40 protein-coding genes are annotated in these 23,962 nt (G+C 46.7%); all 40 read right to left on the bottom strand.

Annotated features, from left to right (window positions below):
• Positions 1–19: 19 nt before the first annotated feature.
• A complete protein-coding gene (gene rplM, locus AC3IRK_RS00840; RefSeq protein ID WP_012369041.1) occupies positions 20–457 on the bottom strand; it encodes a 50S ribosomal protein L13 in 438 nt (145 codons plus the stop codon).
• 155 nt (positions 458–612) lie between these two features.
• A complete protein-coding gene (truA, locus tag AC3IRK_RS00835) occupies positions 613–1,362 on the bottom strand; it encodes a tRNA pseudouridine(38-40) synthase TruA (RefSeq protein ID WP_131504439.1) in 750 nt (249 codons plus the stop codon).
• The gene (locus AC3IRK_RS00830; protein ID WP_489170252.1) at positions 1,362–2,153 is read right to left on the bottom strand and encodes an energy-coupling factor transporter transmembrane component T family protein; all 792 of its coding nucleotides are present in this window, start codon (positions 2,151–2,153) and stop codon (positions 1,362–1,364) included. The genes truA and AC3IRK_RS00830 overlap by 1 nt, the downstream gene beginning before the upstream one ends.
• Positions 2,150–3,007 carry an energy-coupling factor transporter ATPase gene (locus tag AC3IRK_RS00825; protein ID WP_214855941.1) on the bottom strand — a complete coding sequence of 286 codons (858 nt, stop codon included), beginning with the start codon at positions 3,005–3,007 and terminating at the stop codon, positions 2,150–2,152. The genes AC3IRK_RS00830 and AC3IRK_RS00825 overlap by 4 nt, the downstream gene beginning before the upstream one ends.
• A complete protein-coding gene (locus AC3IRK_RS00820; RefSeq protein ID WP_026826922.1) occupies positions 2,995–3,825 on the bottom strand; it encodes an energy-coupling factor ABC transporter ATP-binding protein in 831 nt (276 codons plus the stop codon). Before AC3IRK_RS00820 ends, AC3IRK_RS00825 begins: the two co-directional genes overlap by 13 nt.
• A gap of 95 nt (positions 3,826–3,920) precedes the next feature.
• A complete protein-coding gene (gene rplQ, locus AC3IRK_RS00815) occupies positions 3,921–4,292 on the bottom strand; it encodes a 50S ribosomal protein L17 (protein ID WP_012369036.1) in 372 nt (123 codons plus the stop codon).
• 33 nt (positions 4,293–4,325) lie between these two features.
• Positions 4,326–5,270 carry a DNA-directed RNA polymerase subunit alpha gene (locus AC3IRK_RS00810; protein ID WP_012369035.1) on the bottom strand — a complete coding sequence of 315 codons (945 nt, stop codon included), beginning with the start codon at positions 5,268–5,270 and terminating at the stop codon, positions 4,326–4,328.
• 137 nt (positions 5,271–5,407) lie between these two features.
• The gene (gene rpsK / locus AC3IRK_RS00805) at positions 5,408–5,803 is read right to left on the bottom strand and encodes a 30S ribosomal protein S11 (protein ID WP_012369034.1); all 396 of its coding nucleotides are present in this window, start codon (positions 5,801–5,803) and stop codon (positions 5,408–5,410) included.
• 16 nt (positions 5,804–5,819) lie between these two features.
• On the bottom strand, positions 5,820–6,185 hold the full coding sequence (gene rpsM / locus AC3IRK_RS00800; RefSeq protein WP_012369033.1) for a 30S ribosomal protein S13: 366 nt from the start codon (positions 6,183–6,185) through the stop codon (positions 5,820–5,822).
• A gap of 19 nt (positions 6,186–6,204) precedes the next feature.
• Positions 6,205–6,318 (bottom strand): 50S ribosomal protein L36, encoded by a 114-nt coding sequence (gene rpmJ / locus AC3IRK_RS00795; RefSeq protein WP_003156543.1) that lies wholly within the window; start codon positions 6,316–6,318, stop codon positions 6,205–6,207.
• Positions 6,319–6,351: 33 nt separating this feature from the next.
• Positions 6,352–6,570, bottom strand: coding sequence for a translation initiation factor IF-1 (gene infA, locus AC3IRK_RS00790; protein ID WP_012369032.1), 219 nt, complete (start codon positions 6,568–6,570; stop codon positions 6,352–6,354).
• A gap of 150 nt (positions 6,571–6,720) precedes the next feature.
• Complete coding sequence (gene map, locus AC3IRK_RS00785) at positions 6,721–7,473, bottom strand: type I methionyl aminopeptidase (protein ID WP_489170251.1); 753 nt, start codon at positions 7,471–7,473, stop codon at positions 6,721–6,723.
• A complete protein-coding gene (locus AC3IRK_RS00780) occupies positions 7,473–8,120 on the bottom strand; it encodes an adenylate kinase (protein ID WP_026826920.1) in 648 nt (215 codons plus the stop codon). The genes map and AC3IRK_RS00780 overlap by 1 nt, the downstream gene beginning before the upstream one ends.
• Before the next feature lie 72 nt (positions 8,121–8,192).
• Entirely contained in the window at positions 8,193–9,482 is a 1,290-nt protein-coding gene (gene secY / locus AC3IRK_RS00775) for a preprotein translocase subunit SecY (protein ID WP_012369029.1), read from the bottom strand.
• A complete protein-coding gene (gene rplO, locus AC3IRK_RS00770; protein WP_012369028.1) occupies positions 9,482–9,922 on the bottom strand; it encodes a 50S ribosomal protein L15 in 441 nt (146 codons plus the stop codon). Before rplO ends, secY begins: the two co-directional genes overlap by 1 nt.
• Before the next feature lie 36 nt (positions 9,923–9,958).
• Positions 9,959–10,144: a 50S ribosomal protein L30 gene (rpmD, locus tag AC3IRK_RS00765; RefSeq protein WP_012369027.1), complete on the bottom strand. Its 186-nt coding sequence runs from the start codon at positions 10,142–10,144 to the stop codon at positions 9,959–9,961.
• 18 nt (positions 10,145–10,162) lie between these two features.
• Positions 10,163–10,663 (bottom strand): 30S ribosomal protein S5, encoded by a 501-nt coding sequence (rpsE, locus tag AC3IRK_RS00760; protein ID WP_012369026.1) that lies wholly within the window; start codon positions 10,661–10,663, stop codon positions 10,163–10,165.
• 22 nt (positions 10,664–10,685) lie between these two features.
• On the bottom strand, positions 10,686–11,036 hold the full coding sequence (rplR, locus tag AC3IRK_RS00755) for a 50S ribosomal protein L18 (protein ID WP_012369025.1): 351 nt from the start codon (positions 11,034–11,036) through the stop codon (positions 10,686–10,688).
• A gap of 37 nt (positions 11,037–11,073) precedes the next feature.
• Positions 11,074–11,610, bottom strand: a complete 537-nt coding sequence (gene rplF / locus AC3IRK_RS00750; protein WP_026826919.1) for a 50S ribosomal protein L6 — start codon at positions 11,608–11,610, stop codon at positions 11,074–11,076.
• 31 nt (positions 11,611–11,641) lie between these two features.
• The gene (gene rpsH, locus AC3IRK_RS00745) at positions 11,642–12,040 is read right to left on the bottom strand and encodes a 30S ribosomal protein S8 (protein ID WP_012369023.1); all 399 of its coding nucleotides are present in this window, start codon (positions 12,038–12,040) and stop codon (positions 11,642–11,644) included.
• 31 nt (positions 12,041–12,071) lie between these two features.
• Positions 12,072–12,341, bottom strand: a complete 270-nt coding sequence (gene rpsN, locus AC3IRK_RS00740; protein ID WP_012369022.1) for a 30S ribosomal protein S14 — start codon at positions 12,339–12,341, stop codon at positions 12,072–12,074.
• A 14-nt stretch (positions 12,342–12,355) separates the two neighbouring features.
• Complete coding sequence (rplE, locus tag AC3IRK_RS00735) at positions 12,356–12,895, bottom strand: 50S ribosomal protein L5 (RefSeq protein ID WP_012369021.1); 540 nt, start codon at positions 12,893–12,895, stop codon at positions 12,356–12,358.
• A gap of 31 nt (positions 12,896–12,926) precedes the next feature.
• Positions 12,927–13,238 (bottom strand): 50S ribosomal protein L24, encoded by a 312-nt coding sequence (gene rplX, locus AC3IRK_RS00730; RefSeq protein ID WP_014969156.1) that lies wholly within the window; start codon positions 13,236–13,238, stop codon positions 12,927–12,929.
• Between the two features lie 34 nt (positions 13,239–13,272).
• On the bottom strand, positions 13,273–13,641 hold the full coding sequence (gene rplN, locus AC3IRK_RS00725) for a 50S ribosomal protein L14 (RefSeq protein WP_012369019.1): 369 nt from the start codon (positions 13,639–13,641) through the stop codon (positions 13,273–13,275).
• A gap of 48 nt (positions 13,642–13,689) precedes the next feature.
• Positions 13,690–13,953: a 30S ribosomal protein S17 gene (gene rpsQ, locus AC3IRK_RS00720; RefSeq protein WP_026826917.1), complete on the bottom strand. Its 264-nt coding sequence runs from the start codon at positions 13,951–13,953 to the stop codon at positions 13,690–13,692.
• 31 nt (positions 13,954–13,984) lie between these two features.
• Positions 13,985–14,188, bottom strand: a complete 204-nt coding sequence (gene rpmC / locus AC3IRK_RS00715; protein WP_012369017.1) for a 50S ribosomal protein L29 — start codon at positions 14,186–14,188, stop codon at positions 13,985–13,987.
• Positions 14,175–14,612 (bottom strand): 50S ribosomal protein L16, encoded by a 438-nt coding sequence (gene rplP, locus AC3IRK_RS00710; RefSeq protein WP_012369016.1) that lies wholly within the window; start codon positions 14,610–14,612, stop codon positions 14,175–14,177. The genes rpmC and rplP overlap by 14 nt, the downstream gene beginning before the upstream one ends.
• A 33-nt stretch (positions 14,613–14,645) precedes the next feature.
• Positions 14,646–15,302, bottom strand: a complete 657-nt coding sequence (rpsC, locus tag AC3IRK_RS00705; protein ID WP_012369015.1) for a 30S ribosomal protein S3 — start codon at positions 15,300–15,302, stop codon at positions 14,646–14,648.
• Between the two features lie 12 nt (positions 15,303–15,314).
• Positions 15,315–15,647 (bottom strand): 50S ribosomal protein L22, encoded by a 333-nt coding sequence (gene rplV, locus AC3IRK_RS00700; protein WP_012369014.1) that lies wholly within the window; start codon positions 15,645–15,647, stop codon positions 15,315–15,317.
• 20 nt (positions 15,648–15,667) lie between these two features.
• On the bottom strand, positions 15,668–15,946 hold the full coding sequence (gene rpsS, locus AC3IRK_RS00695; RefSeq protein ID WP_012369013.1) for a 30S ribosomal protein S19: 279 nt from the start codon (positions 15,944–15,946) through the stop codon (positions 15,668–15,670).
• Between the two features lie 63 nt (positions 15,947–16,009).
• Positions 16,010–16,840 carry a 50S ribosomal protein L2 gene (gene rplB, locus AC3IRK_RS00690; RefSeq protein ID WP_012369012.1) on the bottom strand — a complete coding sequence of 277 codons (831 nt, stop codon included), beginning with the start codon at positions 16,838–16,840 and terminating at the stop codon, positions 16,010–16,012.
• 32 nt (positions 16,841–16,872) lie between these two features.
• Positions 16,873–17,157 carry a 50S ribosomal protein L23 gene (gene rplW, locus AC3IRK_RS00685; protein WP_014969151.1) on the bottom strand — a complete coding sequence of 95 codons (285 nt, stop codon included), beginning with the start codon at positions 17,155–17,157 and terminating at the stop codon, positions 16,873–16,875.
• Entirely contained in the window at positions 17,157–17,780 is a 624-nt protein-coding gene (rplD, locus tag AC3IRK_RS00680) for a 50S ribosomal protein L4 (RefSeq protein ID WP_012369010.1), read from the bottom strand. The genes rplW and rplD overlap by 1 nt, the downstream gene beginning before the upstream one ends.
• A gap of 29 nt (positions 17,781–17,809) precedes the next feature.
• Positions 17,810–18,436, bottom strand: a complete 627-nt coding sequence (gene rplC / locus AC3IRK_RS00675; protein WP_012369009.1) for a 50S ribosomal protein L3 — start codon at positions 18,434–18,436, stop codon at positions 17,810–17,812.
• 68 nt (positions 18,437–18,504) lie between these two features.
• On the bottom strand, positions 18,505–18,813 hold the full coding sequence (gene rpsJ, locus AC3IRK_RS00670) for a 30S ribosomal protein S10 (protein WP_012369008.1): 309 nt from the start codon (positions 18,811–18,813) through the stop codon (positions 18,505–18,507).
• Between the two features lie 317 nt (positions 18,814–19,130).
• Positions 19,131–20,318, bottom strand: coding sequence for an elongation factor Tu (tuf, locus tag AC3IRK_RS00665; RefSeq protein WP_026834301.1), 1,188 nt, complete (start codon positions 20,316–20,318; stop codon positions 19,131–19,133).
• Between the two features lie 117 nt (positions 20,319–20,435).
• Positions 20,436–22,514, bottom strand: coding sequence for an elongation factor G (gene fusA / locus AC3IRK_RS00660; RefSeq protein WP_114597366.1), 2,079 nt, complete (start codon positions 22,512–22,514; stop codon positions 20,436–20,438).
• A 124-nt stretch (positions 22,515–22,638) separates the two neighbouring features.
• Positions 22,639–23,109 carry a 30S ribosomal protein S7 gene (gene rpsG, locus AC3IRK_RS00655; protein ID WP_012369005.1) on the bottom strand — a complete coding sequence of 157 codons (471 nt, stop codon included), beginning with the start codon at positions 23,107–23,109 and terminating at the stop codon, positions 22,639–22,641.
• A 49-nt stretch (positions 23,110–23,158) separates the two neighbouring features.
• Positions 23,159–23,581 carry a 30S ribosomal protein S12 gene (gene rpsL / locus AC3IRK_RS00650; protein WP_012369004.1) on the bottom strand — a complete coding sequence of 141 codons (423 nt, stop codon included), beginning with the start codon at positions 23,579–23,581 and terminating at the stop codon, positions 23,159–23,161.
• A 125-nt stretch (positions 23,582–23,706) separates the two neighbouring features.
• Positions 23,707–23,958 (bottom strand): ribosomal L7Ae/L30e/S12e/Gadd45 family protein, encoded by a 252-nt coding sequence (locus AC3IRK_RS00645; protein WP_012369003.1) that lies wholly within the window; start codon positions 23,956–23,958, stop codon positions 23,707–23,709.
• Between the last annotated feature and the right edge of the window lie 4 nt (positions 23,959–23,962).

Below are 23,962 nucleotides of genomic sequence, written 5' to 3'. Positions count from 1 at the left end.
AGTTCCTCCTAAATTCGTATTAACCGCGAAGTTCGTAAACTTCTGGTTGTTGTGCTTCTTGCTTATGAGTATCTCCAGCGTAAACGTGGAGTTTGTTGAACATTTGACGACCGAGGCTACCTTTTGGAAGCATCCCTTTGATCGCGAGTTCAAGCATACGCTCAGGTTTGTTAGCGAGTAAGTCGCGTGCGACAGTCTGCTTCAAGCCGCCTGGATGACCAGAGTGACGGTAGTAGACCTTTTTGTCGAGTTTGTTACCAGTTAAAACGATTTTCTCAACGTTGATGAGGATAACGTGATCCCCACAGTCAACGTGTGGTGTGAACGTAGGTTTGTGCTTACCGCGGAGAAGTGAAGCCACTTCGCTCGAAAGACGACCGAGTGTTTTGCCTTCTGCGTCGATAAGGAGCCATTTGCGTTCTACATCAGTAGCTTTCGCCATGAAAGTTGTGCGCATGTAAAATACCTCCTAAGGAATTTAAAAATTTCTTTTTTGATTTTTCATTTATTCACTGTTTGAATCTATCAGAATCTTAGGTGTACGGGGCTAAGATTGTGGTTTCATAATAAATGAAATGCCAATAAACATTGTATGTTTTTTAGCGGCTAATGTCAAATGCCTTTTTTAGACTCTGGGTAGAAAACTTCCCAAAGGTATAACCCGTGCGGTGGTGCCGTCACACCAGCGACGTTTCGATCCTTCGCTTCGAGCATTCGTTTGATGTCTTCCGGAGTAAATCGACCGCGTCCGACATCAAGCAACGTGCCGACCATGATCCGAATCTGATTGTAGAGAAAACCGCTTCCCTGAAAACGGAAAATCAACTCTGCTCCTTGTTCAATCAGTTCCGCTTCATAAATCGTCCGAACACGATTGTCCGTCTCTGTCTTCGCGACACAGAACGAACTGAAGTCATGAGTCCCGACTAAATGCGCTAATCCCAGACGAATTTGCGCAACATCGAGTGAATACGGAATCAAGACGGATTGATGACGTCGAAACGCATCTTCCGTCCGGCGCACGAAGTACCGATACTCTTTCCCTACTACATCATACCTTGCTTCGAAGTCAGAAGCGACCTCTTTACAGTCACGAACGCGAATATCGTCCGGTAATAACGTATTTAGGGCCTTCACCATGCTTGCAGGGGCAATCGCCAGCTCCGTATCAAAATGAATGACCTGCCCCTGCGCGTGTACACGCGCATCCGTCCGTCCAGAACCGATGACCTTGACCGGGTGCTTATGCATCCGCCCAAGCGTCTTCTCGAGGACTTCCTGAATCGTCAGACCGTTCGGTTGTACCTGATACCCGGAATAGTCCGTCCCGTCATACTGAATCGTACATTTAAAGCGTCGCATCAAAAGCCTCCCCGTAAATAGACCAGAAGCAGTCCGAGGACGATCAGAAGGACGATCAGTCCCGTATCGCGACCTGTCCATTTGGACTCACGGAGTCTCGTCCGTCCTTCGCCGCCCCGGTATCCCCGGGCTTCCATTGCCGTCGCAAGATCTTCTGCCCGTTTAAACGCCGAGATGAAGAGTGGAATCAGCAAAGGAATGATGGCCCGCAGGCGTTCTTTGATCGGACCCGCCGATAAATCGACACCGCGTGCCTGCTGCGCCTTCATGATTTTTTCCGTCTCTTCTGCCAAGGTCGGCAGGAAACGAAGGGAAATCGACAACATCAAGGCAATCTCGTGCGTCGGGACACGGACGATTTTAAATGGTTTTAGTAACAACTCAATCGCATCCGTCAGTTCGATCGGGGACGTCGTCAACGTGACGAGTGTCGTAATCGATACGAGATAAAAGAACCGGAGCGAAACGATGATGGCAAGACGCAATCCTTCTTCATAAATCTTGAACCAGCCAAATTCAAACAGAATGGCCCCTTCACGCGTAAACAACAGTTGAATGATAAACGTAAAGACGATTAAGAATAAGATCGGTCGCAGCCCCTTTAAGACGTAACGGATCGGTAATTTACTACTCGCTAACGCAAAAAACGTAAACAGCAGTAAAAAAATATTCGTTGCCGCATTATTGGCTAAAAAGACAAGGGGAATGAAACAAAAGGCAAAAATGATTTTCGCGACGGCCGACGAACGATGTAAATACGACGTCCCTGGTATATGTTGTCCTACGATCATCGTCCGTCCCCCCGTACACGTAAAATCCATTCAATCAATTCCGCTTCCGTCTGAAGCGACGGGCGCGGCTGTTTCAATTGATCGGCCATCTTCCAGGCAAACGCCAGAACATGGGGTAAATCGAGATGGAATTGACGCAGTAACGTTTCTTGACGGAATAGACCCATTGGTTCTCCGTCATACGCGACTTGTCCCTCTTCCATGACGACGACCCGGTTCGTATACTCAAGCACCTGGTCCATATCATGCGTAATCAACAACAAGGTCATCCCGGATTGTGCATGCAACTCAGCAAAGAGAGAAAGCATCTGCTTTCGTCCTTGCGGATCAAGTCCCGCTGTTGGTTCATCGACGATCAACACGTCTGGTTGACTAGCGAGTACGCCAGCAATCGCAACACGCCTCATTTGCCCACCAGACAGGTCAAACGGAGAACGTGACCAAAAGACTTCATCGAGTCCGACGGTACGTAAGGCGTCTTTCGCTAACCGTTCTGCCTCTGCCGGTGCGTGACCAAAGTTCATCGGACCAAACATGACATCCTTCAGGACGGTTTCTTCGAACAATTGATATTCCGGATACTGAAAGACAAGACCAACCCGTTTACGGAGCGCTTTTAAATCTTGTTTTCGTTTTGGTTCGATGATGATGTCATCGACCTGTACCTTACCGGCAGTTGGTTTCAACAAGCCGTTGATATGTTGGACGAGCGTGGATTTCCCGGAACCGGTATGCCCCACAAACGCAACAAGCGCCCCTGACGGAATCTCAAGATTCACATCACGCAGCGCGACTCGTTCAAACGGACTATTGAGTTGGTACGTATAGTTCAATTCCTGGATTAAGATTGGCATAAGCGGTTCACCAAGTCTCTTTCATCTAGTATCGTGTCCTCATAAGTAAGACCACGTGCCGAAAGTTGTTCCTGCACCCGGACGACAAATGGAACATCTAGTCCAATCTGCTCAAGAAACGCGGATTGTGCAAACACCTCTTGCGGTGTGCCTTCTAAAACGATTTGCCCCGCATCCATGACAATGACACGACTGGCCCGTAAGACTTCATCGAGTTCATGTGTAATGGCAACGACGGCCATCGGGTGTTGCTCATATAATTCCTGGACGGTCGACATAACCTCAGTTCGTGCAATCGGATCAAGCATCGATGTCGCTTCATCGAGCACGAGAACATCAGGGCGCATCGCAAGCGCCGAGGCGATTGCGACACGCTGCTTCTGTCCGCCGGATAGTTGATGGGGTTCCCGATCAACAAAATCCGTAAGGCCAACGCGCGCTAGACTGTCGTCGATACGACGAACCATTTCCTCGCGTGGCACACCCCAGTTTTCAAGGGCAAATGCCACGTCGTCGCGCACGGTCGTGCCAACGAATTGATTATCCGGATTTTGAAAGACGATACCGATTGCGCGGCGCATCTCCCATAGTTGCTCCGGTACTGCACTCGAGAATGTCTCGTTGACAGTGACCGTTCCTTCTTCAGGAAGCAACAATCCGTTAAACAGCTTCGTCAGCGTTGATTTTCCAGAGCCGTTGTGTCCAACGATCGCGACCCATTCCTGCGAATGAATCGAAAGAGAGACATTCCGTAAGGCTGGTTGTTCTTGTTCCGGGTAACGGTATGTCACCTGTTCCAACTCAATCAGCTTTGTCATGTCTGCTCCTCCTTCATCAAATCAAAATAATTTCATTTGTAACAAAAGGGCAGAAGCGAGTTACGCACTGCCCTTTTATTCGAATCATTTAAAAATTAAACGAGTTCGATGATGACCATTTCTGCGCCGTCACCACGACGTGGTCCCATTTTCATGATGCGTGTGTAACCACCTTGACGCTCAGCAAAACGTGGAGCAACATCAGCAAACAATTTTTGGATTGCATCTTGTGTTTTACCAGCTTCGTTTTGACCAGCAGCTTCGCGACGAACGAACGATGCAACTTGACGACGAGCGTGGAGATCACCGCGTTTACCTAAAGTGATGAGTTTCTCAACGACTGGACGAAGTTCCTTCGCTTTTTGTTCTGTAGTTTGGATACGCTCATTGATGATGAGATCAGTCGCAAGGTCACGCAAAAGTGCCTTACGTTGTGAGCTTGTACGGCCTAATTTCGAGTATGCCATGGATGGATTCCCTCCTTCGTGCAATTAATAGTTTTAGTCTTCTTTACGTAGGCCCAGTCCGAGTTCATCGAGTTTCGCTTGAACTTCTTCGAGTGATTTACGTCCGAGGTTACGAACTTTCATCATCTCGTCTTCGCTCTTGTTCGCGAGTTCTTGAACCGTATTGATGCCGGCACGTTTCAAACAGTTGTACGAACGAACTGAAAGATCGAGTTCTTCGATCGTCATTTCAAGTACTTTTTCTTTCTGATCCTCTTCCTTTTCGACCATGATTTCGGCATGGAGCGCTTCGTCCGTAAGACCAACAAAGATGTTTAAGTGTTCTGTCATGATTTTTGCACCGAGTGACACTGCTTCTTCAGGGCGGATTGAACCGTCCGTCCAAACATCAAGCGTCAACTTATCGAAGCTCGCATCTTGACCAACACGTGTTTTTTCAACTTGATAGTTTACACGTTGAATTGGCGTGTAAATCGAATCAATTGGAATGACGCCGATTGGCATATCGTCCCGTTTGTTATCTTCAGCCTGAACGTAACCACGGCCACGACGAGCTGTCAGACGCATATGAAGTGATGCACCTTCTGCAAGTGTTGCGATGTGGAGTTCCGGGTTGAGGATTTCGACGTCGCTGTCATGCGTAATGTTCGCAGCAGTAACAACGCCGGCGCCTTGAATATCGATCTCAAGTGTTTTCTCTTCTTCCGAGTAAACTTTGAGGGCGAGTTTTTTAAGGTTCAAGATGATTTGGGTAACGTCTTCTACAACGCCATCAATCGTCGAGAACTCATGAAGAACGCCATCGATTTGGACTGCAGTGACTGCAGCACCCGGAAGTGAAGATAATAGGATACGACGCAATGAGTTACCAAGCGTTGTACCGAATCCACGTTCAAGCGGTTCTACCACGAATTTACCAAACGTAGCGTTATCGCTTAATTCGACCGTTTCAATCTTCGGCTTTTCGATTTCGATCATCTGAACCCCTCCTTGAATATCGTCATGTTGGCCATCGCGTTCAATCGCCAACCGTCTTGTGTACGTTTCTACTGCCTTGCTTGGTCAAACGATCAACGAAAGTCTACTCGAATTCCCGCTTTGCAGTACAAGACGGGTTACACGCGACGACGTTTTGGAGGGCGGCAACCGTTGTGTGGAACTGGAGTTACGTCACGGATCGCTGTTACTTCAAGACCGATTGCTTGGAGCGCACGGATTGCAGCTTCACGACCTGCACCAGGACCTTTAACGTTAACTTCTACAGTACGCATACCGTTATCCATTGCTGTTTTCGCAGCAGTTTCAGAAGCGAGTTGCGCAGCAAATGGAGTTGATTTACGTGAGCCTTTGAAGCCCATGTTACCTGCAGTTGCCCAAGAGATTGCATTCCCTTGCATGTCAGTGATCGTAACGATTGTGTTGTTGAATGTTGAACGGATATGCACGATACCAGATTCAATATTCTTTTTGACTTTACGTTTACTACGAACATTCTGTTTACGTTTTGCCATCTTAGTTTACCCTCCCTTACTTCTTCTTGTTCGCTACTGTACGGCGTGGGCCTTTACGAGTACGCGAGTTGTTTTTAGTGTTTTGACCACGAACTGGAAGACCACGACGGTGACGAACACCACGGTAGCAACCGATTTCGATCAAACGTTTGATGTTGAGTGAGATTTCACGACGAAGGTCACCCTCAACTTTTACTTTATCTAATCCATCACGGAGTTGGTTGAGTTGTTCTTCAGTCAATTCACGAGTACGAGTATCTTCAGAGATACCAGCTTCTTTCAAGACTTTCTGAGCAGTCGTTTTACCAACACCATAGATGTAAGTGAGTGAGATAACGATGCGTTTCTCACGTGGAATATCTACACCAGCAATACGTGCCATGTGTGCACCTCCTTGTTTATTACCCTTGTTTTTGTTTATGCTTAGGGTTTTCGCAAATAACCATTACTTTGCCTTTACGGCGGATAACTTTACATTTTTCACAGATCGGTTTAACCGAAGGTCTTACTTTCATTGTGAATACCTCCTCCTGAAAAAATCGGAGTTTTTATTTGAAACGGTATGTGATCCGTCCGCGAGTCAAGTCGTATGGTGACAACTCAACCGTTACTTTATCTCCTGGTAGGATCCGAATGAAGTGCATCCGAATTTTTCCTGAGACGTGCGCGAGGACCGTGTGGCCGTTTTCTAACTCCACCTTAAACATCGCGTTTGGAAGCGGTTCGATAACCGTACCTTCCACTTCGATTACATCTTGTTTCGCCATCAATTATACCCCTTTCTCTATAAAGTTGATTGGGAGCCCAGACGATTTGTAGCGCTTAGGGGCTTTCTACAGTAGCCGTGAGAGAATCATCGGTCACAAACACGAGTGGATAGCGGCTTATAGAAAGGTGACACCAATAACGCGCACAGCTCACTCTGCATCGACCGTTAAGATCTCGTAGCCTTCGTCTGTGATGGCGATGGTGTGCTCAAAGTGGGCGCACATGCTACCGTCCACTGTCACTACCGTCCAATTGTCGGATAGCGTGCGAACATAGCGTTTTCCAACATTGACCATTGGCTCAATCGCCAAAGTCATGCCGGTTTTCAGGCGCGGCCCTTTCCCCGGTGGTCCATAATGTGGAATTTGCGGATCTTCATGCAAATTTTGTCCCACGCCGTGGCCCACATATTCGCGGACTACAGAAAAATTCGCTGCTTCAACATGTGACTGAATCGCATGCGAAATATCTGTCAGGTGCACGCCAGCTTTGGCGCGCTCCAATCCTTTATACAGAGATTCTTCAGTTACGTCAAGTAACCGCTTCGTCTCTTCAGAGATTGTACCTACCGGATATGTCCAGGCTGAATCTCCGTGATATCCGTTATACTCCGCCCCGATATCAATCGAGATGATGTCTCCATCGTGGAGTACGCGGTCACCCGGAATACCATGGACAAGTTCTTCATTTACTGAAGCACAGATGCTGCCAGTAAACCCATTATAACCTTTAAACGATGGTGTTGCCCCTTGATTTCGAATATAACGTTCAGCAATCGCATCGAGTTGCCCCGTTGTGATCCCTGGACGAATATGAGCTTGCAGCTCCTTATGCGTCCGGGCGACGATTTGTCCTGCCTGACGCATGATGTCGATTTCACGCGGCGCTTTCGTAATGATCATTACTGATCACCAAGAAGTGCTTGAACATCGGAATAAACTTCATTAATCGGACGATCACCGTCCAAATTACGAAGATACCCTTTTTCAGCGTAAAAGTCAATCAAAGGTTGCGCTTGAGCGACGTTGACTTCAAGACGACGGCGAACCGTTTCTTCTTGATCATCTTCACGTTGAACAAGTGCTGATCCGTCGATATCACAGACACCCTCCACTTTTGGCGGGTTATAGATGACGTGATATGTTGCTCCACATGTCGGGCAAATCCGGCGGCCTGTCAAACGAGGGACAAGTTTCTCCGGGTTCACACCGATGTGAACGACATGATCAATTTGTTTATTTAGATCCGCAAGCAATACTTCAAGAGCATCCGCTTGTTTCACTGTGCGTGGGAAACCGTCAAGAAGAAAACCATTTGCACAGTCTTCTTTGGCGAGACGTTCACGTACGATGCCGATTGTGACTTCATCCGGAACGAGTTCCCCTTTATCCATGTACGATTTCGCTTCCTGCCCGAGCGGTGTTTGATCTTTGATCGCCGCGCGGAACATGTCGCCTGTCGAGATGTGTGGAATGGCGTAGTCTTCGATAATTTTCGCAGCCTGCGTCCCTTTTCCAGCACCCGGCAAGCCCATCAATACAAGATTCATGTCGGTAGCCTCCACTTCTATAGACTCTATAGACACAACAGAAAGGAAAGGGATGGTCCCCTTCCTCCCGCCTTATCGGATAAAGCCTTTGTAGTGTCGTTTAACCAGTTGACTTTCAATCTGTTTCATCGTCTCAAGACCTACACCGATGACAATCAACAAACTTGTTCCACCAATCTGCACCGAGTTCGGTAAACCAGCGAACTTAATAAAGAACGTTGGCGTCACCGCGATGACAGCGAGGAAGAGTGAGCCGAAGAATGTCAGACGGTACAGGATCTTCGTGATGTACTGTTCCGTTTGCTTACCAGGACGAATACCAGGAATGTATCCGCCTTGTTTTTGAAGGTTCTCTGCCATTTGTTCCGGATTAACCTGAACAAATGTATAGAAGTAAGAAAACGCGATAATCAGTGCCACATAGATCGACATACCGATTGGACTCGTATAGTCGAAAATGTCACGGATTTTCGTCGCATTTTCCGGACTTGCAAAGAAACTTGCAACCGTTGGTGGCGTCACCATGAACGATACAGCGAAGATAACTGGGATAACACCAGCAGCATTCAGTTTAATCGGCAAGTGTGTCGATTGACCGCCTACTGGTGCACGGTTCACCGTACGCTTAGCGTACTGAATCGGAATCTTACGGGCAGCTTGCTGCACATAGATGACTCCGACGATGACCGCGATGATGATTAAAAGCAACAGTACGATATAAAGCACATTGACAAACAAAGCATCCCCTGCATTTTGGAGCTTTGTTTCATAGATCTGACGGAACGCGTTCGGGAAGCCTGCGACAATCCCAGCGAAGATGATCATTGATATCCCGTTACCAATGCCCTTCTCCGTGATGAGTTCACCGAGGAACATCAAGAATGCGGTACCCGCCGTCAAAACAAGTGCAATCATAACGTACGTCCAGGTGCCGTATTGCTCATCGACAAGACCTGGGTAGATACGGTTAAATCCAAGCGCGATTCCAAACGCTTGGACTAAGCCGAGTACGATCGTTCCATAGCGCGTTACCGTTGCTAACTTCTTACGGCCCGCCTCTCCTTGTTTTGCCCATTCGGCAAACTTTGGAACAACGTCCATCTGTAAGAGTTGGACAACGATCGAGGCCGTGATATACGGCATGATTCCCATCGCAAAGAGTGAGAAATTCTGCAAAGCATTCCCGCCGAAGGAATTCAAGAAACCAAGAATACCATTCTGGTCAATCTTGAATACTTCAGTGTTTACCATTGGGACCGGGATATGTGCTCCGATACGGAACACGATAATCAGAGCCAGGGTAAAGAGAATGCGCCGACGAATGTCGGCTACGCGCCACATATTGGAGATCGCTTGAAACATTAGATCACCTCAACCGTACCGCCGGCAGCTTCGATCGCTTGCTTCGCAGCTTCGGAGAACTTGTGAGCTTTTACTGTCAGTTTCTTTTCAATCTTACCGTTAGAAAGGATCTTCACGCCATCCTTCATACCTTTGACTGCGCGAGTCTCGATAAGAAGTTCTGGTGTTACTTCCGTTCCATCTTCAAAACGGTTAAGTGTGTCAAGGTTGATAACCGCGAACTCTTTACGAGTCGGGTTGTTGAAGCCGCGTTTTGGTAAACGACGGAAAAGTGGGTTTTGTCCACCTTCGAAACCTGGACGAACACCACCGCCTGAACGAGCTTTTTGACCTTTGTGACCACGGCCAGAAGTCTTACCGTTACCAGAAGACATACCGCGACCTACACGGTTGCGTTCTGAACGTGAACCAGCAGCTGGTTTCAATTCATGGAGTTTCATAGTGGGGCACCTCCTCATAAAATTATATCAAACGTATTACTCTTGAATTTCTTTAACTGTCAATAAGTGTGACACGTGGTTAATCATCCCACGCATAGCAGCGTTGTCAGGTACGACAACAGTTTGGTGCATCTTACGGAGACCAAGCGTACGAGTAGTAACGCGTTGGTTCTCCGGACGACCGATCATGCTGCGTGTGAGGGTAACTGCGAGTTTCGCCATCTGTATTCCCTCCCTTTCTTAACCGCGAAGTTCTTCGACGGTTTTACCGCGGAGTTTCGCAACGTCTTCAGCACGTTTAAGTGAAGTGAGACCTTTAACAGTCGCACGAACCATGTTGATTGGAGTGCTTGATCCAAGTGATTTCGAAAGAATGTCGTTGATTCCCGCTAATTCGAGAACCGCACGAACTGGGCCACCAGCGATGACTCCAGTACCTTCAGAAGCAGGTTTCAAGAAGACGTGACCTGCACCGAAAATTCCGTTGATTTCGTGTGGAATTGTAGTGTTAACGATTGGAACGTTAACCATGTTTTTCTTTGCATCTTCGATTGCTTTACGGATCGCTTCAGGCACTTCCTGAGCTTTACCCGTACCGAAACCTACGTGACCATTCTTGTCACCTACGACGACGAGTGCAGCAAAACGGAAGCGACGGCCACCTTTTACTACTTTCGCGACGCGGTTTACAGTAACAACGCGTTCTTCGAGTTGATCCATGTTAATTTCTAACTGGCGCATGTAGAGGTTCCCTCCTTTTCTTTTAGAATTTGAGACCAGCTTCACGAGCTGCTTCAGCTACTGCTTTGATACGTCCATGATAGAGATATCCTCCACGGTCGAAAACGACTGTTTCAATACCTTTTTCAAGAGCGCGTTCAGCTGCAAGCTTACCAACTGCTGATGCAGCGTCAGTCGTGTTGCCTTTTTCAAGGTCGAGTGATGATGCAGATGCGAGTGTTGCATGTGTTGCATCGTCAATGACTTGTACGTAAATGTTCTTGTTCGAACGGAATACATTCAAGCGTGGACGAGCTGCAGTCCCGATGATTGTACGACGTACACGACCATGACGCTTTTTACGCGTAGCATTTTTGTTTGCCTTTGAGATCATTTATGCCACTCCTTTCCGGTCAATTCGTATCAACGAATTACTTACCTGTTTTACCTTCTTTACGACGAACGACTTCATCACTGTAACGAATCCCTTTACCTTTGTACGGCTCAGGCTGACGGTACGAACGGATCAATGCAGCAACGTGTCCAACACGCTCTTTGTTGATTCCGCGGACGATGATTTGCGTATTCGTAGGAACTTCGACTTCAATGCCTTGTTCCGGAGTGTACTCGATTGGGTGTGAATAACCGAGGTTGAGTACGATTTTGTTACCTTGTTTTTGAGCACGGTAACCAACACCTTGGATATCGAGTGTCTTAGCGAAACCGTTGTTTACACCTTCGACCATGTTCGCGATAAGCGCACGAGTCGTTCCGTGGATTGTACGGTTAGCTTTCTCGTCGTTTGGACGAGTGACAGTCAATTCATTACCTTCTACGTTGATAGCCATAGTCGGGTTGAACTCACGTGTGAGTTCACCTTTAGGACCTTTTACCGTAACTGTGCTGTTTTCAACTGTTACTGTAACGCCTGCTGGGATAACGACCGGCTTTTTACCAATACGTGACATTTAAGACACCTCCGTTCTTTTTATGCGTGAATTACCAGATGTATGCGATCACTTCGCCGCCGACTTTTTGTTGGCGAGCTTCTTTGTCTGTCATAACACCTTTAGATGTTGAAACGATAGCGATTCCGAGACCACCGAGTACTTTCGGGATTTCATCAGCTTTCGCGTAAACGCGAAGACCTGGTTTCGAGATACGTTTGAGTCCAGTGATGACGCGTTCGTTGCTTGCGCCGTACTTAAGGAATACGCGGAGCGTACCTTGTTTGCTGTCCTCGAGATATTCAACATCGCGGATGAAACCTTCACGTTTGAGGATTTCAGCGACTTCACGTTTGATTGTAGAAGCTGGCATTTCCAACTTCTCATGGCGAACCATGTTTGCATTACGAATGCGTGTAAGCATATCTGCAATCGGATCTGTCATAACCATGCGATGTACCTCCTTTCACAACTTTAATGAATTACCAGCTTGCTTTTTTAACACCAGGGATTTGACCTTTATGAGCAAGATCACGGAACTTAATACGGCTGATACCGAATTTACCAATGTAACCGTGTGGACGGCCAGTGATACTGCAACGGTTGTGTAAACGAACCGCTGAAGAGTTACGTGGGAGTTTGCTCAAGCCGATGTAGTCGCCTTGTGCTTTCAATTCTGCGCGTTGTTCAGCGTAGCGCTCTACGAGTGCTTGGCGTTTTACTTCACGTGCGATCATTGATTTCTTAGCCATGTGTGCGGCCTCCCTTATTTTTGGAATGGCATGCCGAGTGCTGTGAGAAGCTCACGTGACTCTTCATCCGTATTAGCAGTTGTAACGATAACGATGTCCATACCACGGACTTTAGATACGCGATCGTAGTCGATCTCTGGGAAGATCAATTGTTCCTTCACGCCTAGCGTGTAGTTACCACGGCCATCGAATGATTTCTTCGATACACCACGGAAGTCACGTACACGTGGAAGTGACACGTTGATCAACTTGTCGAGGAACTCATACATGCGCTCTCCACGAAGTGTTACCTTCGCGCCGATTGGCATACCTTCACGAAGTTTGAAACCAGCGATTGATTTCTTAGCTTTCGTGATGAGTGGCTTCTGACCAGTGAGGAGCTGAAGCTCTTCGACTGCCATGTCAAGTGCTTTCGTGTTCGTAACAGCGTCACCAACACCCATGTTGATTACGATCTTATCGACTTTCGGCGCTTGCATTACAGAAGTATAGTTGAATTTCTCCATCATTACTTTGACGATTTCGTCTTGGTATTTAGCTTTTAAACGGTTCATCAGAAAGTGGACCTCCTTTCTTTAAATCTTCTTATTTATCTAAAGCTTCGCCCGATTTTTTAGCGATACGTACTTTCTTGCCGTCAACCACAGTGAAACCAACGCGTGTTGGGTTTCCTGTCTTAGGGTCGATGAGCATAACGTTCGATACGTGAATCGGTGCTTCTTTCTCGACAATTCCGCCTTGCGGGTTGAGTTGAGAAGGTTTTGAGTGTTTTTTGATCATGTTAACGCCTTCGACGATAATGCGATCTTTTTTAGGCATAGCAGTAAGGACAACACCTTGTTTGCCTTTATCTTTACCAGTCATAACCTGAACTTTATCACCTTTTTTGACATGCATCGTTAGAGCACCTCCTTGTAGGAATTCTTTGGAATTAAAGTACTTCCGGTGCCAACGAGACGATCTTCATGAAGTCTTTTTCACGAAGTTCGCGTGCGACTGGTCCGAAGATACGTGTGCCACGTGGGCTTTTATCATCTTTGATGATGACTGCTGCATTTTCGTCAAAACGGATGTACGAACCGTCTTTACGACGAACGCCACGTTTAGTACGAACGACTACTGCGCGTACAACTTCACCTTTTTTGACAACGCCACCTGGTGTTGCTTGTTTAACTGTGCAAACAATTACGTCACCGATGTTAGCAGTTTTGCGACCAGATCCACCGAGGACTTTGATCGTCAAGACTTCACGAGCTCCTGAGTTGTCTGCTACTTTCAAGCGAGATTCTTGTTGAATCATACGATTGTACCTCCCTCCGGATGTTTATTCATCCGAACTAATTAGAGTTTAGATGATTACTGCTTTTTCGACGACTTCTACGAGACGGAAACGTTTGTCTTTAGAAAGTGGACGTGTTTCTTGAATGCGTACGACGTCACCGACTTTAGCTGTGTTGTTTTCATCATGCGTTTTGTACTTCTTAGAGTAGTTTACGCGTTTGCCGTAGAGCTTATGCTTTACTTTAGTCTCAACTGTAACTACGATCGTTTTATCCATTTTGTCAGATACGACGCGTCCAGTTAACACTTTGCGGTTGTTTGTGCGTTCCATTGAGTGTTCCTCCTCTCAGAATCCGAGTGAATTATGCGTTGTTGATGCCGAGTTCGCGTTCACGAAGAACGGTTTTCGCGCGTGCAATCGACTTGCGCACTTCACGGATACGAGCAGGGTTCTCAAGCTGACCAGTCGCAAGTTGGAAACGAAGGTTGAACAACTCTTCTTTCCACGAACCGACTTTACCGTTGAGCTCTTCTGTAGTTTGCTGACGGAGATCAGTTGCTTTCATTCGTATCACCACCATTTTCTTCACGTTTTACGAACTTACATTTTACTGGAAGTTTGTGTGATGCAAGACGGAGAGCTTCGCGTGCGATCTCTTCCGATACTCCTGCGATTTCGAACATTACTTTCCCCGGTTTGACGACTGCAACCCAGCCCTCCGGAGCACCTTTACCTGAACCCATTCGGACTTCAAGAGGTTTTTTAGTGTATGGTTTATGTGGGAAAATCTTGATCCACACTTTACCACCACGTTTCATATAACGAGTCATCGCGATACGCGCTGATTCGATTTGACGGCTAGTGATCCAGCTAGCTTCTTGAGCTTGGATACCGAATTCGCCGAAGTGTACTGTAGTACCACGTTTCGCTTTACCACGCATGTTGCCGCGGTGAACACGACGATATTTTACACGTTTTGGTAACAACATGTTGTGTTGCCTCCTTCCCTAGACGGATGTGGATTATTGTTCGTTAGATGCTGCTTTTTTCGTAGGAAGCACTTCACCGTGGTGGAGCCATACTTTTACGCCAATTTTACCGTAAGTTGTATCAGCTTCAGCAGTACCGTAATCGATGTCTGCACGGAGTGTATGAAGTGGAACTGTTCCTTCTGAATACTTCTCTGAACGAGCGATATCAGCGCCGCCAAGACGACCAGAAACTTCAGTCTTGATTCCTTTGATACCTGAACGCATCGAGCGTTGGATTGATTGCTTCATTGCACGACGGAACGATACACGGCCTTCAAGTTGGCGTGCGATGTTCTCAGCGACAAGTTTAGCAACTGCATCCGGGTTTTTCACTTCAACGACGTTAACGTGAACGCGTTTGCCTTTTGCAAGGTTAGTGATGTCTGTACGAAGTGTTTCGATTTCAGAACCGCCTTTACCGATAACCATACCCGGCTTAGCAGTGTGAAGTGAGATGTTCAAGCGGTTTGCTGCGCGCTCGATTTCAACTTTAGAGACACTAGCGTCTTTAAGACGTTTTTCGATATATTCACGAACTACGTAGTCTTCATGAAGGAGATCAGCATAGTCTTTATCTGCGAACCAACGTGATTCCCAGTCTTTGATGATACCTACGCGAAGACCAGTTGGGTTAATCTTCTGACCCACGGTAATCCCTCCTTATTTTTCAGATACCACGATGTGAACGTGGCTCGTACGTTTGTTGATGCGGCTTGCGCGACCCATTGCACGTGGGCGGAAACGTTTGAGCGTTGGACCTTCGTTGACGTAAGCCTCTGTTACTACGAGGTTTTCGATGTTCATGTCGAAGTTGTGCTCAGCGTTCGCGATTGCCGATTTCAATACTTTCTCAACGATTGGCGTTGCTGCCTTGTTCGTGTAAGCAAGAATCGAAAGTGCTTCACCGATTTGCTTCCCGCGGATTAAGTCTACTACTAGACGTGCCTTACGAGGAGCAATGCGAACCATATTAGCCGATGCTTTTGATTGCATAATGAGTACCTCCCCTCAGATTAACGTTTAGTCTTCTTATCGTTTCCAGCATGTCCTTTGTAAGAACGTGTTGGCGCGAATTCACCAAGTTTGTGACCGACCATATCTTCTGTCACGTAAACCGGTACGTGTTTACGACCATCGTAGACAGCGATCGTGTGACCGATGAACTCTGGGAAGATTGTAGAACGGCGTGACCAAGTTTTGATAACATGCTTGTCACCAGCTTCGTTGGCTTTATCAACCTTAGCGAGCAAATGGTGATCTGCAAATGGACCTTTTTTCAAGCTGCGACCCATAGTTGTACCTCCCTTTGGCATGATTCAGGAACGGTTCCTGCGAACCGTTCGAAAATCACGTAATTATTTTTTAGAACGACGGACGATATATTTATCGCTCGCTTTGTTTTTCTTACGAGTTTTGTATCCGAGTGCCGGTTTACCCCAAGGAGTAAGTGGGCCCGAACGACCGATTGGAGCACGTCCTTCACCACCACCGTGTGGGTGATCAACTGGGTTCATTACAGAACCACGAACTGTAGGACGTTTTCCGAGCCAGCGTGAACGACCAGCTTTACCGATATTGACGAGCTCGTGCTCTTCATTACCGACAGCGCCGACTGTTGCACGGCAAGTAGCAAGGATCATACGTGTTTCGCCTGATTGGAGACGAACGATCGCGTATTTACCATCTTTACCGAGAAGCTGAGCAGAAGTACCAGCTGAACGAACGAGCTGACCACCTTTACCTGGCTTAAGTTCGATGTTGTGGATCAATGTACCAACTGGGATGTTTGAAAGTGGAAGAGCGTTACCGACTTTAATGTCAGCCTCAACTCCTGACATGACTTGCATGTCAACTTTCAATCCTTTAGGTGCGAGGATGTAGCGTTTTTCACCATCGATGTAGTGGACAAGAGCGATGTTTGCAGAGCGGTTCGGATCGTACTCGATTGTAGCGATACGGCCAGCGATGCCATCCTTGTTCCGTTTGAAGTCGATGATACGGTATTTACGTTTGTGTCCGCCACCTTGGTGACGTACTGTCAAGCGACCTTGGTTGTTACGTCCGCCCTTTTTCGAAAGCTTTTCAGTTAACGATTTTTCAGGACGTGAAGCCGTAATCTCAGCAAAGTCAAGCGCAGTCATATTACGACGACCGTTAGTGGTCGGTTTAAACTTTTTAATTCCCATCGAGAGTTCCCTCCTTTTCTACAGAGTACCGATTAACCGAGGTAATCGAGTTCTTTGCTATCTGCAGTAAGCGTGACGACCGCTTTTTTGCGGCGTGCTGTGTAACCAGCGTGACGACCTACGCGTTTTGCTTTTGGTTTTGAGATAAGTGTGTTGATTTTTTCAACTTTAACGCCGAAGATCGCTTCAACTGCATCTTTGATTTGTGGCTTAGATGCCTTTACGTCTACTTCGAACGTGTACTTTTTCTCAGCCATTTGGTTCACTGAGCGTTCAGTAATTACAGGACGTTTGATAATGTCGTGTGCGTTTGCCATTATGCAAGCACCTCCTCTACTCTCGCAACAGCATCCTTCGTGAAGATGACTTTGTCGTGTGCGACAAGATCAAGGACGTTTACTCCAGCAGCGTCAACGACTGTGACACCAGGAATGTTGCGTGTTGAAAGAACGACTGTCTCGTTGTAATCAGCAGTAACGACGAGGACTTTACGTTCGATTGAAAGAGCAGCGAAGACCGAAATCATATCTTTCGTTTTCGGAGCATCGATTGTCAATCCTTCAAGAACGATGAACTCGTTGTTAGCGACTTTCGAAGAAAGTGCTGAACGTAATGCGAGACGACGAACCTTTTTAGGAAGTTTATAAGCGTACGAACGTGGTGTTGGACCGAAGACTGTTCCACCGCCAACCCATTGTGGCGAACGGATCGAACCTTGGCGTGCACGACCAGTACCTTTTTGTTTCCATGGTTTACGGCCGCCACCGCGAACTTCCGAGCGACCTTTTGTATCATGTGTACCTTGGCGACGTGAAGCTTGTTGCATGACGATTGCATCGTATACGACTGCTTCGTTTGGCTCGATTCCGAAAACGGCATCTGCCAACTCGATGTCTCCAACTTGTGTACCTGTTTGGTTAAGCAAAGCTACTTTAGGCATTCGTTATTCCTCCTTTCCTTGCAAACAAATTAGTTGCCTTTTACCGCAGTTTTGACGACAACTTGGCTCTTACGTGCGCCTGGGATAGCACCCTTGACGAGGAGTAAGCCGCGTTCTACATCAACTTTTACGATTTCAAGGTTTTGAACAGTGACTTGCTCTCCACCCATGCGTCCTGGGAGCAATTTCCCTTTGAATACACGGTTTGGAGCGACAGGACCCATTGAACCTGGGCGACGGTGGTAACGCGAACCGTGAGCCATTGGACCACGTGATTGGTTGTGACGCTTGATTGCTCCAGCGAAACCTTTACCTTTCGACGTACCTGTTACATCAACCATTTCGCCTGCAGCGAAAGTATCTGCTTTAATCTCTTGACCGATTTCGAAATCTGTTACAGATGTACGGATTTCTTTAATGAAGCGCTTAGGTGTCGCACTAGCTTTCGCTGCGTGACCTTTTTGCGGTTTGTTTTGACGACCTTCTTTGATATCACCAAAGCCGAGTTGGACTGCTTCGTAACCGTCCACTTCCATTGTCTTCAATTGAAGAACAACGTTACCCTCTACTGAAACAACAGTAACTGGTACTACTTCGCCTGACTCGTTGAAGATTTGTGTCATACCGAGTTTAGTTCCTAAGATTCCTTTAGCCATGAGATACACCTCCTAATATTGAATGATTTTGATCTTCTGGCTAGTATCAACTATTTATAGAAGAAAAATTAAAGTTTGATTTCGATGTCAACGCCCGATGGAAGTTCAAGACGCATAAGCGCATCAACTGTTTTCGGTGTTGGGTTAACGATGTCGATCAAACGTTTGTGTGTACGCATTTCGAACTGCTCACGAGCATCTTTGTACTTGTGAACGGCACGAAGTACTGTGTAGATCGCTTTCTCCGTTGGGAGTGGGATCGGACCAGATACAGTAGCACCAGAACGTTTTGCTGTTTCGACAATTTTCTCAGCCGATTGATCAAGCACGCGGTGATCGTATGCTTTCAAACGGATCCGAATTTTTTCATTTGCCATGTTGTTTCCCTCCTTTTCGCCTATTTTGTAAATAGACATTCTCCGCGGAAATTTCCACACTAGCCATGGCAATGCCGCCTGGTGTGTCATAACCTCCCGCTTCATCGCGTTGTGTTTGTGACCAACATATACTAGTTTACTTAATTCCAAGCTAGAAAGCAAGTAAAATAAAATAGAATTTGTTTTCAAGTCTCTCACCACTCGCACAAACACTTTCCTCAGTATATAAGATGTCTGACCATGTTGCAAGACTGTTTTGAAAGAAATGAAAAAAGGCCTTCCGTCACGGGAGACGGAAGACCTTTTTGTCTTAAAAATTACTCAACGATTTCTGTTACTGATCCAGCGCCTACTGTACGGCCACCTTCACGGATTGAGAAACGAGTTTCTTTTTCAAGAGCGATTGGCGCGATGAGTTCAACAGTCAATTCGATGTTGTCCCCAGGCATTACCATTTCAGTTCCTTCAGGAAGTTGGCACATACCAGTTACGTCAGTTGTACGGAAGTAGAACTGTGGACGGTAGTTACCGAAGAATGGCGTGTGACGGCCACCCTCTTCTTTTGAAAGGATGTAAACTTGCGCTTTGAAAGTTTTGTGCGGTGTGATTGTGTTTGGTTTCGCGAGAACTTGTCCACGCTCGATGTCATCACGTGATACACCACGGAGAAGTGCTCCGATGTTGTCGCCAGCTTCAGCATAGTCAAGAAGCTTACGGAACATCTCTACACCAGTACATACTGATTTTTTAGTTTCTTCGTGAAGACCAACGATTTCAACTTCGTCGTTGACTTTAAGAACTCCACGCTCAACGCGGCCAGTAGCTACTGTACCACGACCAGTGATTGAGAAAACATCCTCAACTGGCATCATGAAGTCTTTTTCAGTGTCACGAGTTGGCTCAGGGATGTACTCATCAACAGCTGTCATGAGTTCCATGATTTTTTCTTCCCATTTAGCTTCGCCGTTAAGCGCGCCGAGAGCAGATCCTTGGATAACTGGGAGGTCATCGCCTGGGAAGTCGTACTCAGAAAGAAGTTCGCGGATTTCCATTTCAACGAGTTCAAGAAGCTCTTCGTCGTCAACCATGTCGACTTTGTTCATGAATACTACGATGAAAGGAACACCTACTTGACGTGAAAGCAGGATGTGCTCACGTGTTTGTGGCATTGGACCATCAGTTGCAGAAACAACGAGGATCGCGCCGTCCATTTGTGCAGCACCAGTGATCATGTTTTTAACATAGTCAGCGTGACCTGGGCAGTCAACGTGTGCATAGTGGCGTTTTTCTGTTTCGTACTCGATGTGAGCTGTTGCGATAGTGATACCGCGCTCGCGCTCTTCTGGAGCACCATCGATTTGGTCAAACTTAGTTGCAGCTTTACCTTGTGCTTTTGCAAGTACAGCTGAGATAGCTGCTGTTAAAGTTGTTTTACCGTGGTCGACGTGGCCAATTGTACCAACGTTAACGTGCGGTTTAGAACGGTCGAATTTTTCTTTACCCATTCTGAATTCCTCCTCTATGTGTCTAATAATATTTTATAACTAGGAAGGTGAATCGTCGAATAACGTACACCTTCCTTAGCTTACACTAATCATAAAAGCGTGACAACCTGTGAAGGATTAGCCGTTTGCTTTTTTGATGATTTCTTCAGCAACTGATTTCGGTACTTCTTCATAGTGATCGAAGTGCATCGAGTACGTTCCGCGACCTTGTGTGCGTGAACGAAGACCAGTAGCGTAACCGAACATCTCTGAAAGTGGAATCATCGAACGAACGACTTGAGCGTTCCCGCGAGCTTCCATACCTTCAACGCGTCCACGGCGTGATGTAACATCACCCATGATGTCTCCCATGTATTCATCTGGGATAACGATTTCAACTTTCATCATTGGCTCAAGGATAACAGCGCCGCTCTTATCTTTAAGTTGTTTGACGGCCATTGAAGCCGCGATTTTAAATGCCATCTCGTTTGAGTCGACATCGTGGTACGATCCGAAAACGAGTGCCGCTTTAACGTCAACTACTGGATAACCAGCAAGGATACCGTTTTGAAGCGCTTCTTCGATTCCGTGTTCAACCGCTGGGATGTATTCACGTGGAACAACACCACCGACGATTTTGTTGTTGAACTCAAAGCCAGCACCTTCTTCGTTTGGCTCGAATTCTACGACGACGTGACCATACTGACCACGACCACCTGATTGACGAGCAAACTTAGAATCGATTTTCGCCGCTTGGCGAATCGTTTCACGGTAAGCTACTTGTGGAGCACCAACATTTGCTTCGACTTTAAATTCGCGACGCATACGGTCAACGATGATGTCGAGGTGAAGCTCACCCATACCTGAGATGATCGTTTGACCAGTCTCTGGGTTTGTTTCCGTGCGGAATGTTGGATCCTCTTCAGCAAGCTTAGCGAGTGCTTGACCCATTTTATCTTGGTCAGCTTTCGTTTTTGGTTCGATTGCGACCGAGATAACTGGTTCTGGGAATGTCATTGATTCGAGAACGACGTTGTCTTTCTCTGCACAAAGCGTATCTCCAGTAGTAGTATCTTTAAGACCTACAGCTGCTGCGATGTCACCAGCGAAGACCATTGGGATCTCCTCACGGCTGTTCGCGTGCATTTGAAGGATACGTCCAAGACGCTCACGTTTCCCTTTTGTTGAGTTCTTGACGTAAGATCCTGCCGAAGCTGTACCAGAGTACACACGGAAGAACGTCAATTTACCAACATACGGGTCAGTCATAACTTTGAATGCAAGTGCAGAGAATGGCGCTTCGTCAGTTGACTCACGAATGATCTCTTCTTCTGTATCCATGTTAATCCCTGTGATTGCTTTTACGTCGACTGGTGATGGGAGGTAATCAAGAACTGCGTCAAGCATAAGCTGAACACCTTTGTTCTTGAATGCCGAACCAACGAGAACTGGGTAGAAATCTACTGTAAGAGTCGCTTTACGGATACCCGCTTTAAGCTCTTCAATTGTGATTTCCTCGCCCTCGAGGTATTTCATCATCATTTCTTCTTCGTAATCTGCAACTGCTTCGATTAATGATGCACGAAGTTCTTCAGCTTCTTCTGCGAATTCTGCAGGGAAACCGTCAGTTTCTTCGATATCAGTACCGAGGTCGTTACCGTACATGTATGTTTTCTTTTCAACGAGGTCGATGATTCCTTTGAATTCATCTTCTGCGCCGATCGGGATTTGGATTGCGTGTGCGTTAGCTTGAAGGCGGTCGCGAAGCGTTCCAACCGAGTACAGGAAGTCTGCACCGATTTTATCCATTTTGTTAACGAAAACGATACGTGGTACGCCGTAAGTTGTAGCTTGGCGCCATACTGTCTCAGTTTGTGGCTCAACACCAGACTGAGCATCAAGTACTGCTACCGCACCATCAAGTACACGGAGTGAACGTTCAACTTCAACAGTGAAGTCTACGTGTCCAGGTGTATCGATGATGTTTACGCGGTTACCTTTCCATTGTGCAGTTGTTGCTGCAGATGTAATCGTGATTCCACGTTCTTGCTCTTGCTCCATCCAGTCCATCTGTGAAGCACCTTCGTGCGTTTCACCAATCTTGTGGATACGACCCGTATAATAGAGGATACGCTCAGTCGTTGTTGTTTTACCAGCATCGATGTGGGCCATGATTCCGATATTACGGGTGTTCTTAAGGGAGAATTCTCTTGCCATCTTTAAACATTCTCCTTTCGCATTTTAGTTTAGTGTCCGTGTGTTGCCACACGTCATGACTATACCCGAAAGCCACCTCATATTTCCATACAAAATGGCATAGATGAGGTGGTTGATTCCGGATTTACCAGCGGTAGTGAGCAAACGCTTTGTTCGCTTCCGCCATTTTGTGCATATCTTCGCGCTTCTTAACTGAAGCACCAGTGTTGTTTGCAGCGTCCATGATTTCGTTAGCAAGACGAGCATCCATTGTTTTTTCGTTACGGAGACGTGAGTAGTTCACGAGGTAACGAAGTGCAAGTGTCGTACGGCGCTCAGGGCGGACTTCGACAGGAACTTGATAGTTAGCTCCACCTACACGGCGTGCTTTAACTTCAAGAACTGGCATGATGTTGTTCATCGCCTCTTCAAAAACTTCCATTGCATCGCGACCTGAACGTTCAGCGATAGCTTCAAAAGCTTTGTATAAGATTTGTTGAGCAGTACCTTTTTTACCATCTAACATAAGACGGTTGATAAGGCGGGTAACGAGTTTAGAGTTGTAGATCGGATCAGCCATTACATCACGGCGTTCTACTTGACCTTTACGTGGCATTCCGAGTCCCTCCTTTCATATAGTGAGGTGATATCTTCTGATATCTAGATTATTTTTTTGCTGCTTTTGGACGTTTAGTACCATATTTCGAACGACCTTGCATACGGCCGTCAACTCCAGCTGTATCGAGTGCACCACGAACGATGTGGTAACGTACCCCTGGTAAGTCTTTTACACGACCGCCGCGAATAAGAACAACACTGTGTTCTTGCAAGTTGTGGCCGATACCTGGGATGTAAGCTGTTACTTCCATTGTGTTCGTTAAACGTACACGTGCGTACTTACGAAGAGCCGAGTTCGGTTTCTTCGGAGTCATTGTACCTACACGAGTACAAACACCACGTTTTTGTGGTGAGCTGATGTCAGTACGAGCTTTGATAAAGCTGTTGTACCCTTTGTTCAGCGCTGGCGAATCTGATTTCACAACTTTTGATTGACGTCCTTTACGGACTAATTGGTTGATAGTAGGCATCTTTGAGATCCTCCCTTCCTGAATTCATGACAAGTTTCAAAACCACCGAGCCGGGTGGTTCATCGAAAGTCATAATGAAACGTTTTGCGTGGCTCAGGCATTCCATCGCCACACAAAACGTATTATCAAACTTTCTTAATAGCAACAGCAGTTGCTGCAACGTCGATTCCACAAGCCTTACCAAGCTCAAGCTTAGAAGGAACGTTCACGACTGGAACGTTTGCTTGTTTCGCCGCATCGAGCAATGCTTGCTTTACGTGTTCATCTGCGTCATCTGCGATGATCACTTCCGACGCCTTGCCAGATCGCAATGCTTTGAGCGTTTGCTTTTGACCGACAAACTTCAAATCTGCGCCGACTACTTTTTTGTAAGACATGAAG

This window comes from Exiguobacterium sp. GL_137 (assembly GCF_057834585.1).
Note: the sequence above shows the minus strand (reverse complement) of the source record. Positions and strands in the feature narration are given on the sequence as shown.

What these genes read in the sequence shown, in the direction of transcription:
- rplM (WP_012369041.1), bottom strand. Translation starts at nt 457, where the DNA reads ATGCGCACAACTTTCATGGCGAAAGCTACTGATGTAGAACGCAAATGG.
- truA (WP_131504439.1), bottom strand. Translation starts at nt 1,362, where the DNA reads ATGCGACGCTTTAAATGTACGATTCAGTATGACGGGACGGACTATTCC.
- AC3IRK_RS00830 (WP_489170252.1), bottom strand. Translation starts at nt 2,153, where the DNA reads ATGATCGTAGGACAACATATACCAGGGACGTCGTATTTACATCGTTCG.
- AC3IRK_RS00825 (WP_214855941.1), bottom strand. Translation starts at nt 3,007, where the DNA reads ATGCCAATCTTAATCCAGGAATTGAACTATACGTACCAACTCAATAGT.
- AC3IRK_RS00820 (WP_026826922.1), bottom strand. Translation starts at nt 3,825, where the DNA reads ATGACAAAGCTGATTGAGTTGGAACAGGTGACATACCGTTACCCGGAA.
- rplQ (WP_012369036.1), bottom strand. Translation starts at nt 4,292, where the DNA reads ATGGCATACTCGAAATTAGGCCGTACAAGCTCACAACGTAAGGCACTT.
- AC3IRK_RS00810 (WP_012369035.1), bottom strand. Translation starts at nt 5,270, where the DNA reads ATGATCGAAATCGAAAAGCCGAAGATTGAAACGGTCGAATTAAGCGAT.
- rpsK (WP_012369034.1), bottom strand. Translation starts at nt 5,803, where the DNA reads ATGGCAAAACGTAAACAGAATGTTCGTAGTAAACGTAAAGTCAAAAAG.
- rpsM (WP_012369033.1), bottom strand. Translation starts at nt 6,185, where the DNA reads ATGGCACGTATTGCTGGTGTAGATATTCCACGTGAGAAACGCATCGTT.
- rpmJ (WP_003156543.1), bottom strand. Translation starts at nt 6,318, where the DNA reads ATGAAAGTAAGACCTTCGGTTAAACCGATCTGTGAAAAATGTAAAGTT.
- infA (WP_012369032.1), bottom strand. Translation starts at nt 6,570, where the DNA reads ATGGCGAAACAAGATGTAATCGAAGTGGAAGGTACGGTTATCGAACCG.
- map (WP_489170251.1), bottom strand. Translation starts at nt 7,473, where the DNA reads ATGATCATTACGAAAGCGCCGCGTGAAATCGACATCATGCGTCAGGCA.
- AC3IRK_RS00780 (WP_026826920.1), bottom strand. Translation starts at nt 8,120, where the DNA reads ATGAATCTTGTATTGATGGGCTTGCCGGGTGCTGGAAAAGGGACGCAG.
- secY (WP_012369029.1), bottom strand. Translation starts at nt 9,482, where the DNA reads ATGTTTCAAGCGATCTCCAATATGTGGCGCGTAGCCGACATTCGTCGG.
- rplO (WP_012369028.1), bottom strand. Translation starts at nt 9,922, where the DNA reads ATGAAACTCCATGAATTGAAACCAGCTGCTGGTTCACGTTCAGAACGC.
- rpmD (WP_012369027.1), bottom strand. Translation starts at nt 10,144, where the DNA reads ATGGCGAAACTCGCAGTTACCCTCACACGCAGCATGATCGGTCGTCCG.
- rpsE (WP_012369026.1), bottom strand. Translation starts at nt 10,663, where the DNA reads ATGCGCCAGTTAGAAATTAACATGGATCAACTCGAAGAACGCGTTGTT.
- rplR (WP_012369025.1), bottom strand. Translation starts at nt 11,036, where the DNA reads ATGATCTCAAAGGCAAACAAAAATGCTACGCGTAAAAAGCGTCATGGT.
- rplF (WP_026826919.1), bottom strand. Translation starts at nt 11,610, where the DNA reads ATGTCACGTATTGGTAAAAAGCCGGTCGTTATCCCAGCAGGCGTTACA.
- rpsH (WP_012369023.1), bottom strand. Translation starts at nt 12,040, where the DNA reads ATGGTTATGACAGATCCGATTGCAGATATGCTTACACGCATTCGTAAT.
- rpsN (WP_012369022.1), bottom strand. Translation starts at nt 12,341, where the DNA reads ATGGCTAAGAAATCAATGATCGCACGTGAAGTAAAACGCCAAGCACTC.
- rplE (WP_012369021.1), bottom strand. Translation starts at nt 12,895, where the DNA reads ATGAACCGTTTAAAAGCTAAATACCAAGACGAAATCGTCAAAGTAATG.
- rplX (WP_014969156.1), bottom strand. Translation starts at nt 13,238, where the DNA reads ATGCATGTCAAAAAAGGTGATAAAGTTCAGGTTATGACTGGTAAAGAT.
- rplN (WP_012369019.1), bottom strand. Translation starts at nt 13,641, where the DNA reads ATGATTCAACAAGAATCTCGCTTGAAAGTAGCAGACAACTCAGGAGCT.
- rpsQ (WP_026826917.1), bottom strand. Translation starts at nt 13,953, where the DNA reads ATGGAACGCACAAACAACCGCAAAGTGTTAACTGGACGCGTCGTATCT.
- rpmC (WP_012369017.1), bottom strand. Translation starts at nt 14,188, where the DNA reads ATGAAAGCAACTGATCTCCGTCAGCAAACTACAGAAGAGCTCAACGGT.
- rplP (WP_012369016.1), bottom strand. Translation starts at nt 14,612, where the DNA reads ATGTTGTTACCAAAACGTGTAAAATATCGTCGTGTTCACCGCGGCAAC.
- rplV (WP_012369014.1), bottom strand. Translation starts at nt 15,647, where the DNA reads ATGCAATCAAAAGCATCGGCTAATATGGTTCGCATTGCTCCTCGTAAG.
- rpsS (WP_012369013.1), bottom strand. Translation starts at nt 15,946, where the DNA reads ATGGGTCGCAGCTTGAAAAAAGGTCCATTTGCAGATCACCATTTGCTC.
- rplB (WP_012369012.1), bottom strand. Translation starts at nt 16,840, where the DNA reads ATGGGAATTAAAAAGTTTAAACCGACCACTAACGGTCGTCGTAATATG.
- rplW (WP_014969151.1), bottom strand. Translation starts at nt 17,157, where the DNA reads ATGGCAAACGCACACGACATTATCAAACGTCCTGTAATTACTGAACGC.
- rplD (WP_012369010.1), bottom strand. Translation starts at nt 17,780, where the DNA reads ATGCCTAAAGTAGCTTTGCTTAACCAAACAGGTACACAAGTTGGAGAC.
- rplC (WP_012369009.1), bottom strand. Translation starts at nt 18,436, where the DNA reads ATGGCTAAAGGAATCTTAGGAACTAAACTCGGTATGACACAAATCTTC.
- rpsJ (WP_012369008.1), bottom strand. Translation starts at nt 18,813, where the DNA reads ATGGCAAATGAAAAAATTCGGATCCGTTTGAAAGCATACGATCACCGC.
- tuf (WP_026834301.1), bottom strand. Translation starts at nt 20,318, where the DNA reads ATGGGTAAAGAAAAATTCGACCGTTCTAAACCGCACGTTAACGTTGGT.
- fusA (WP_114597366.1), bottom strand. Translation starts at nt 22,514, where the DNA reads ATGGCAAGAGAATTCTCCCTTAAGAACACCCGTAATATCGGAATCATG.
- rpsG (WP_012369005.1), bottom strand. Translation starts at nt 23,109, where the DNA reads ATGCCACGTAAAGGTCAAGTAGAACGCCGTGATGTAATGGCTGATCCG.
- rpsL (WP_012369004.1), bottom strand. Translation starts at nt 23,581, where the DNA reads ATGCCTACTATCAACCAATTAGTCCGTAAAGGACGTCAATCAAAAGTT.
- AC3IRK_RS00645 (WP_012369003.1), bottom strand. Translation starts at nt 23,958, where the DNA reads ATGTCTTACAAAAAAGTAGTCGGCGCAGATTTGAAGTTTGTCGGTCAA.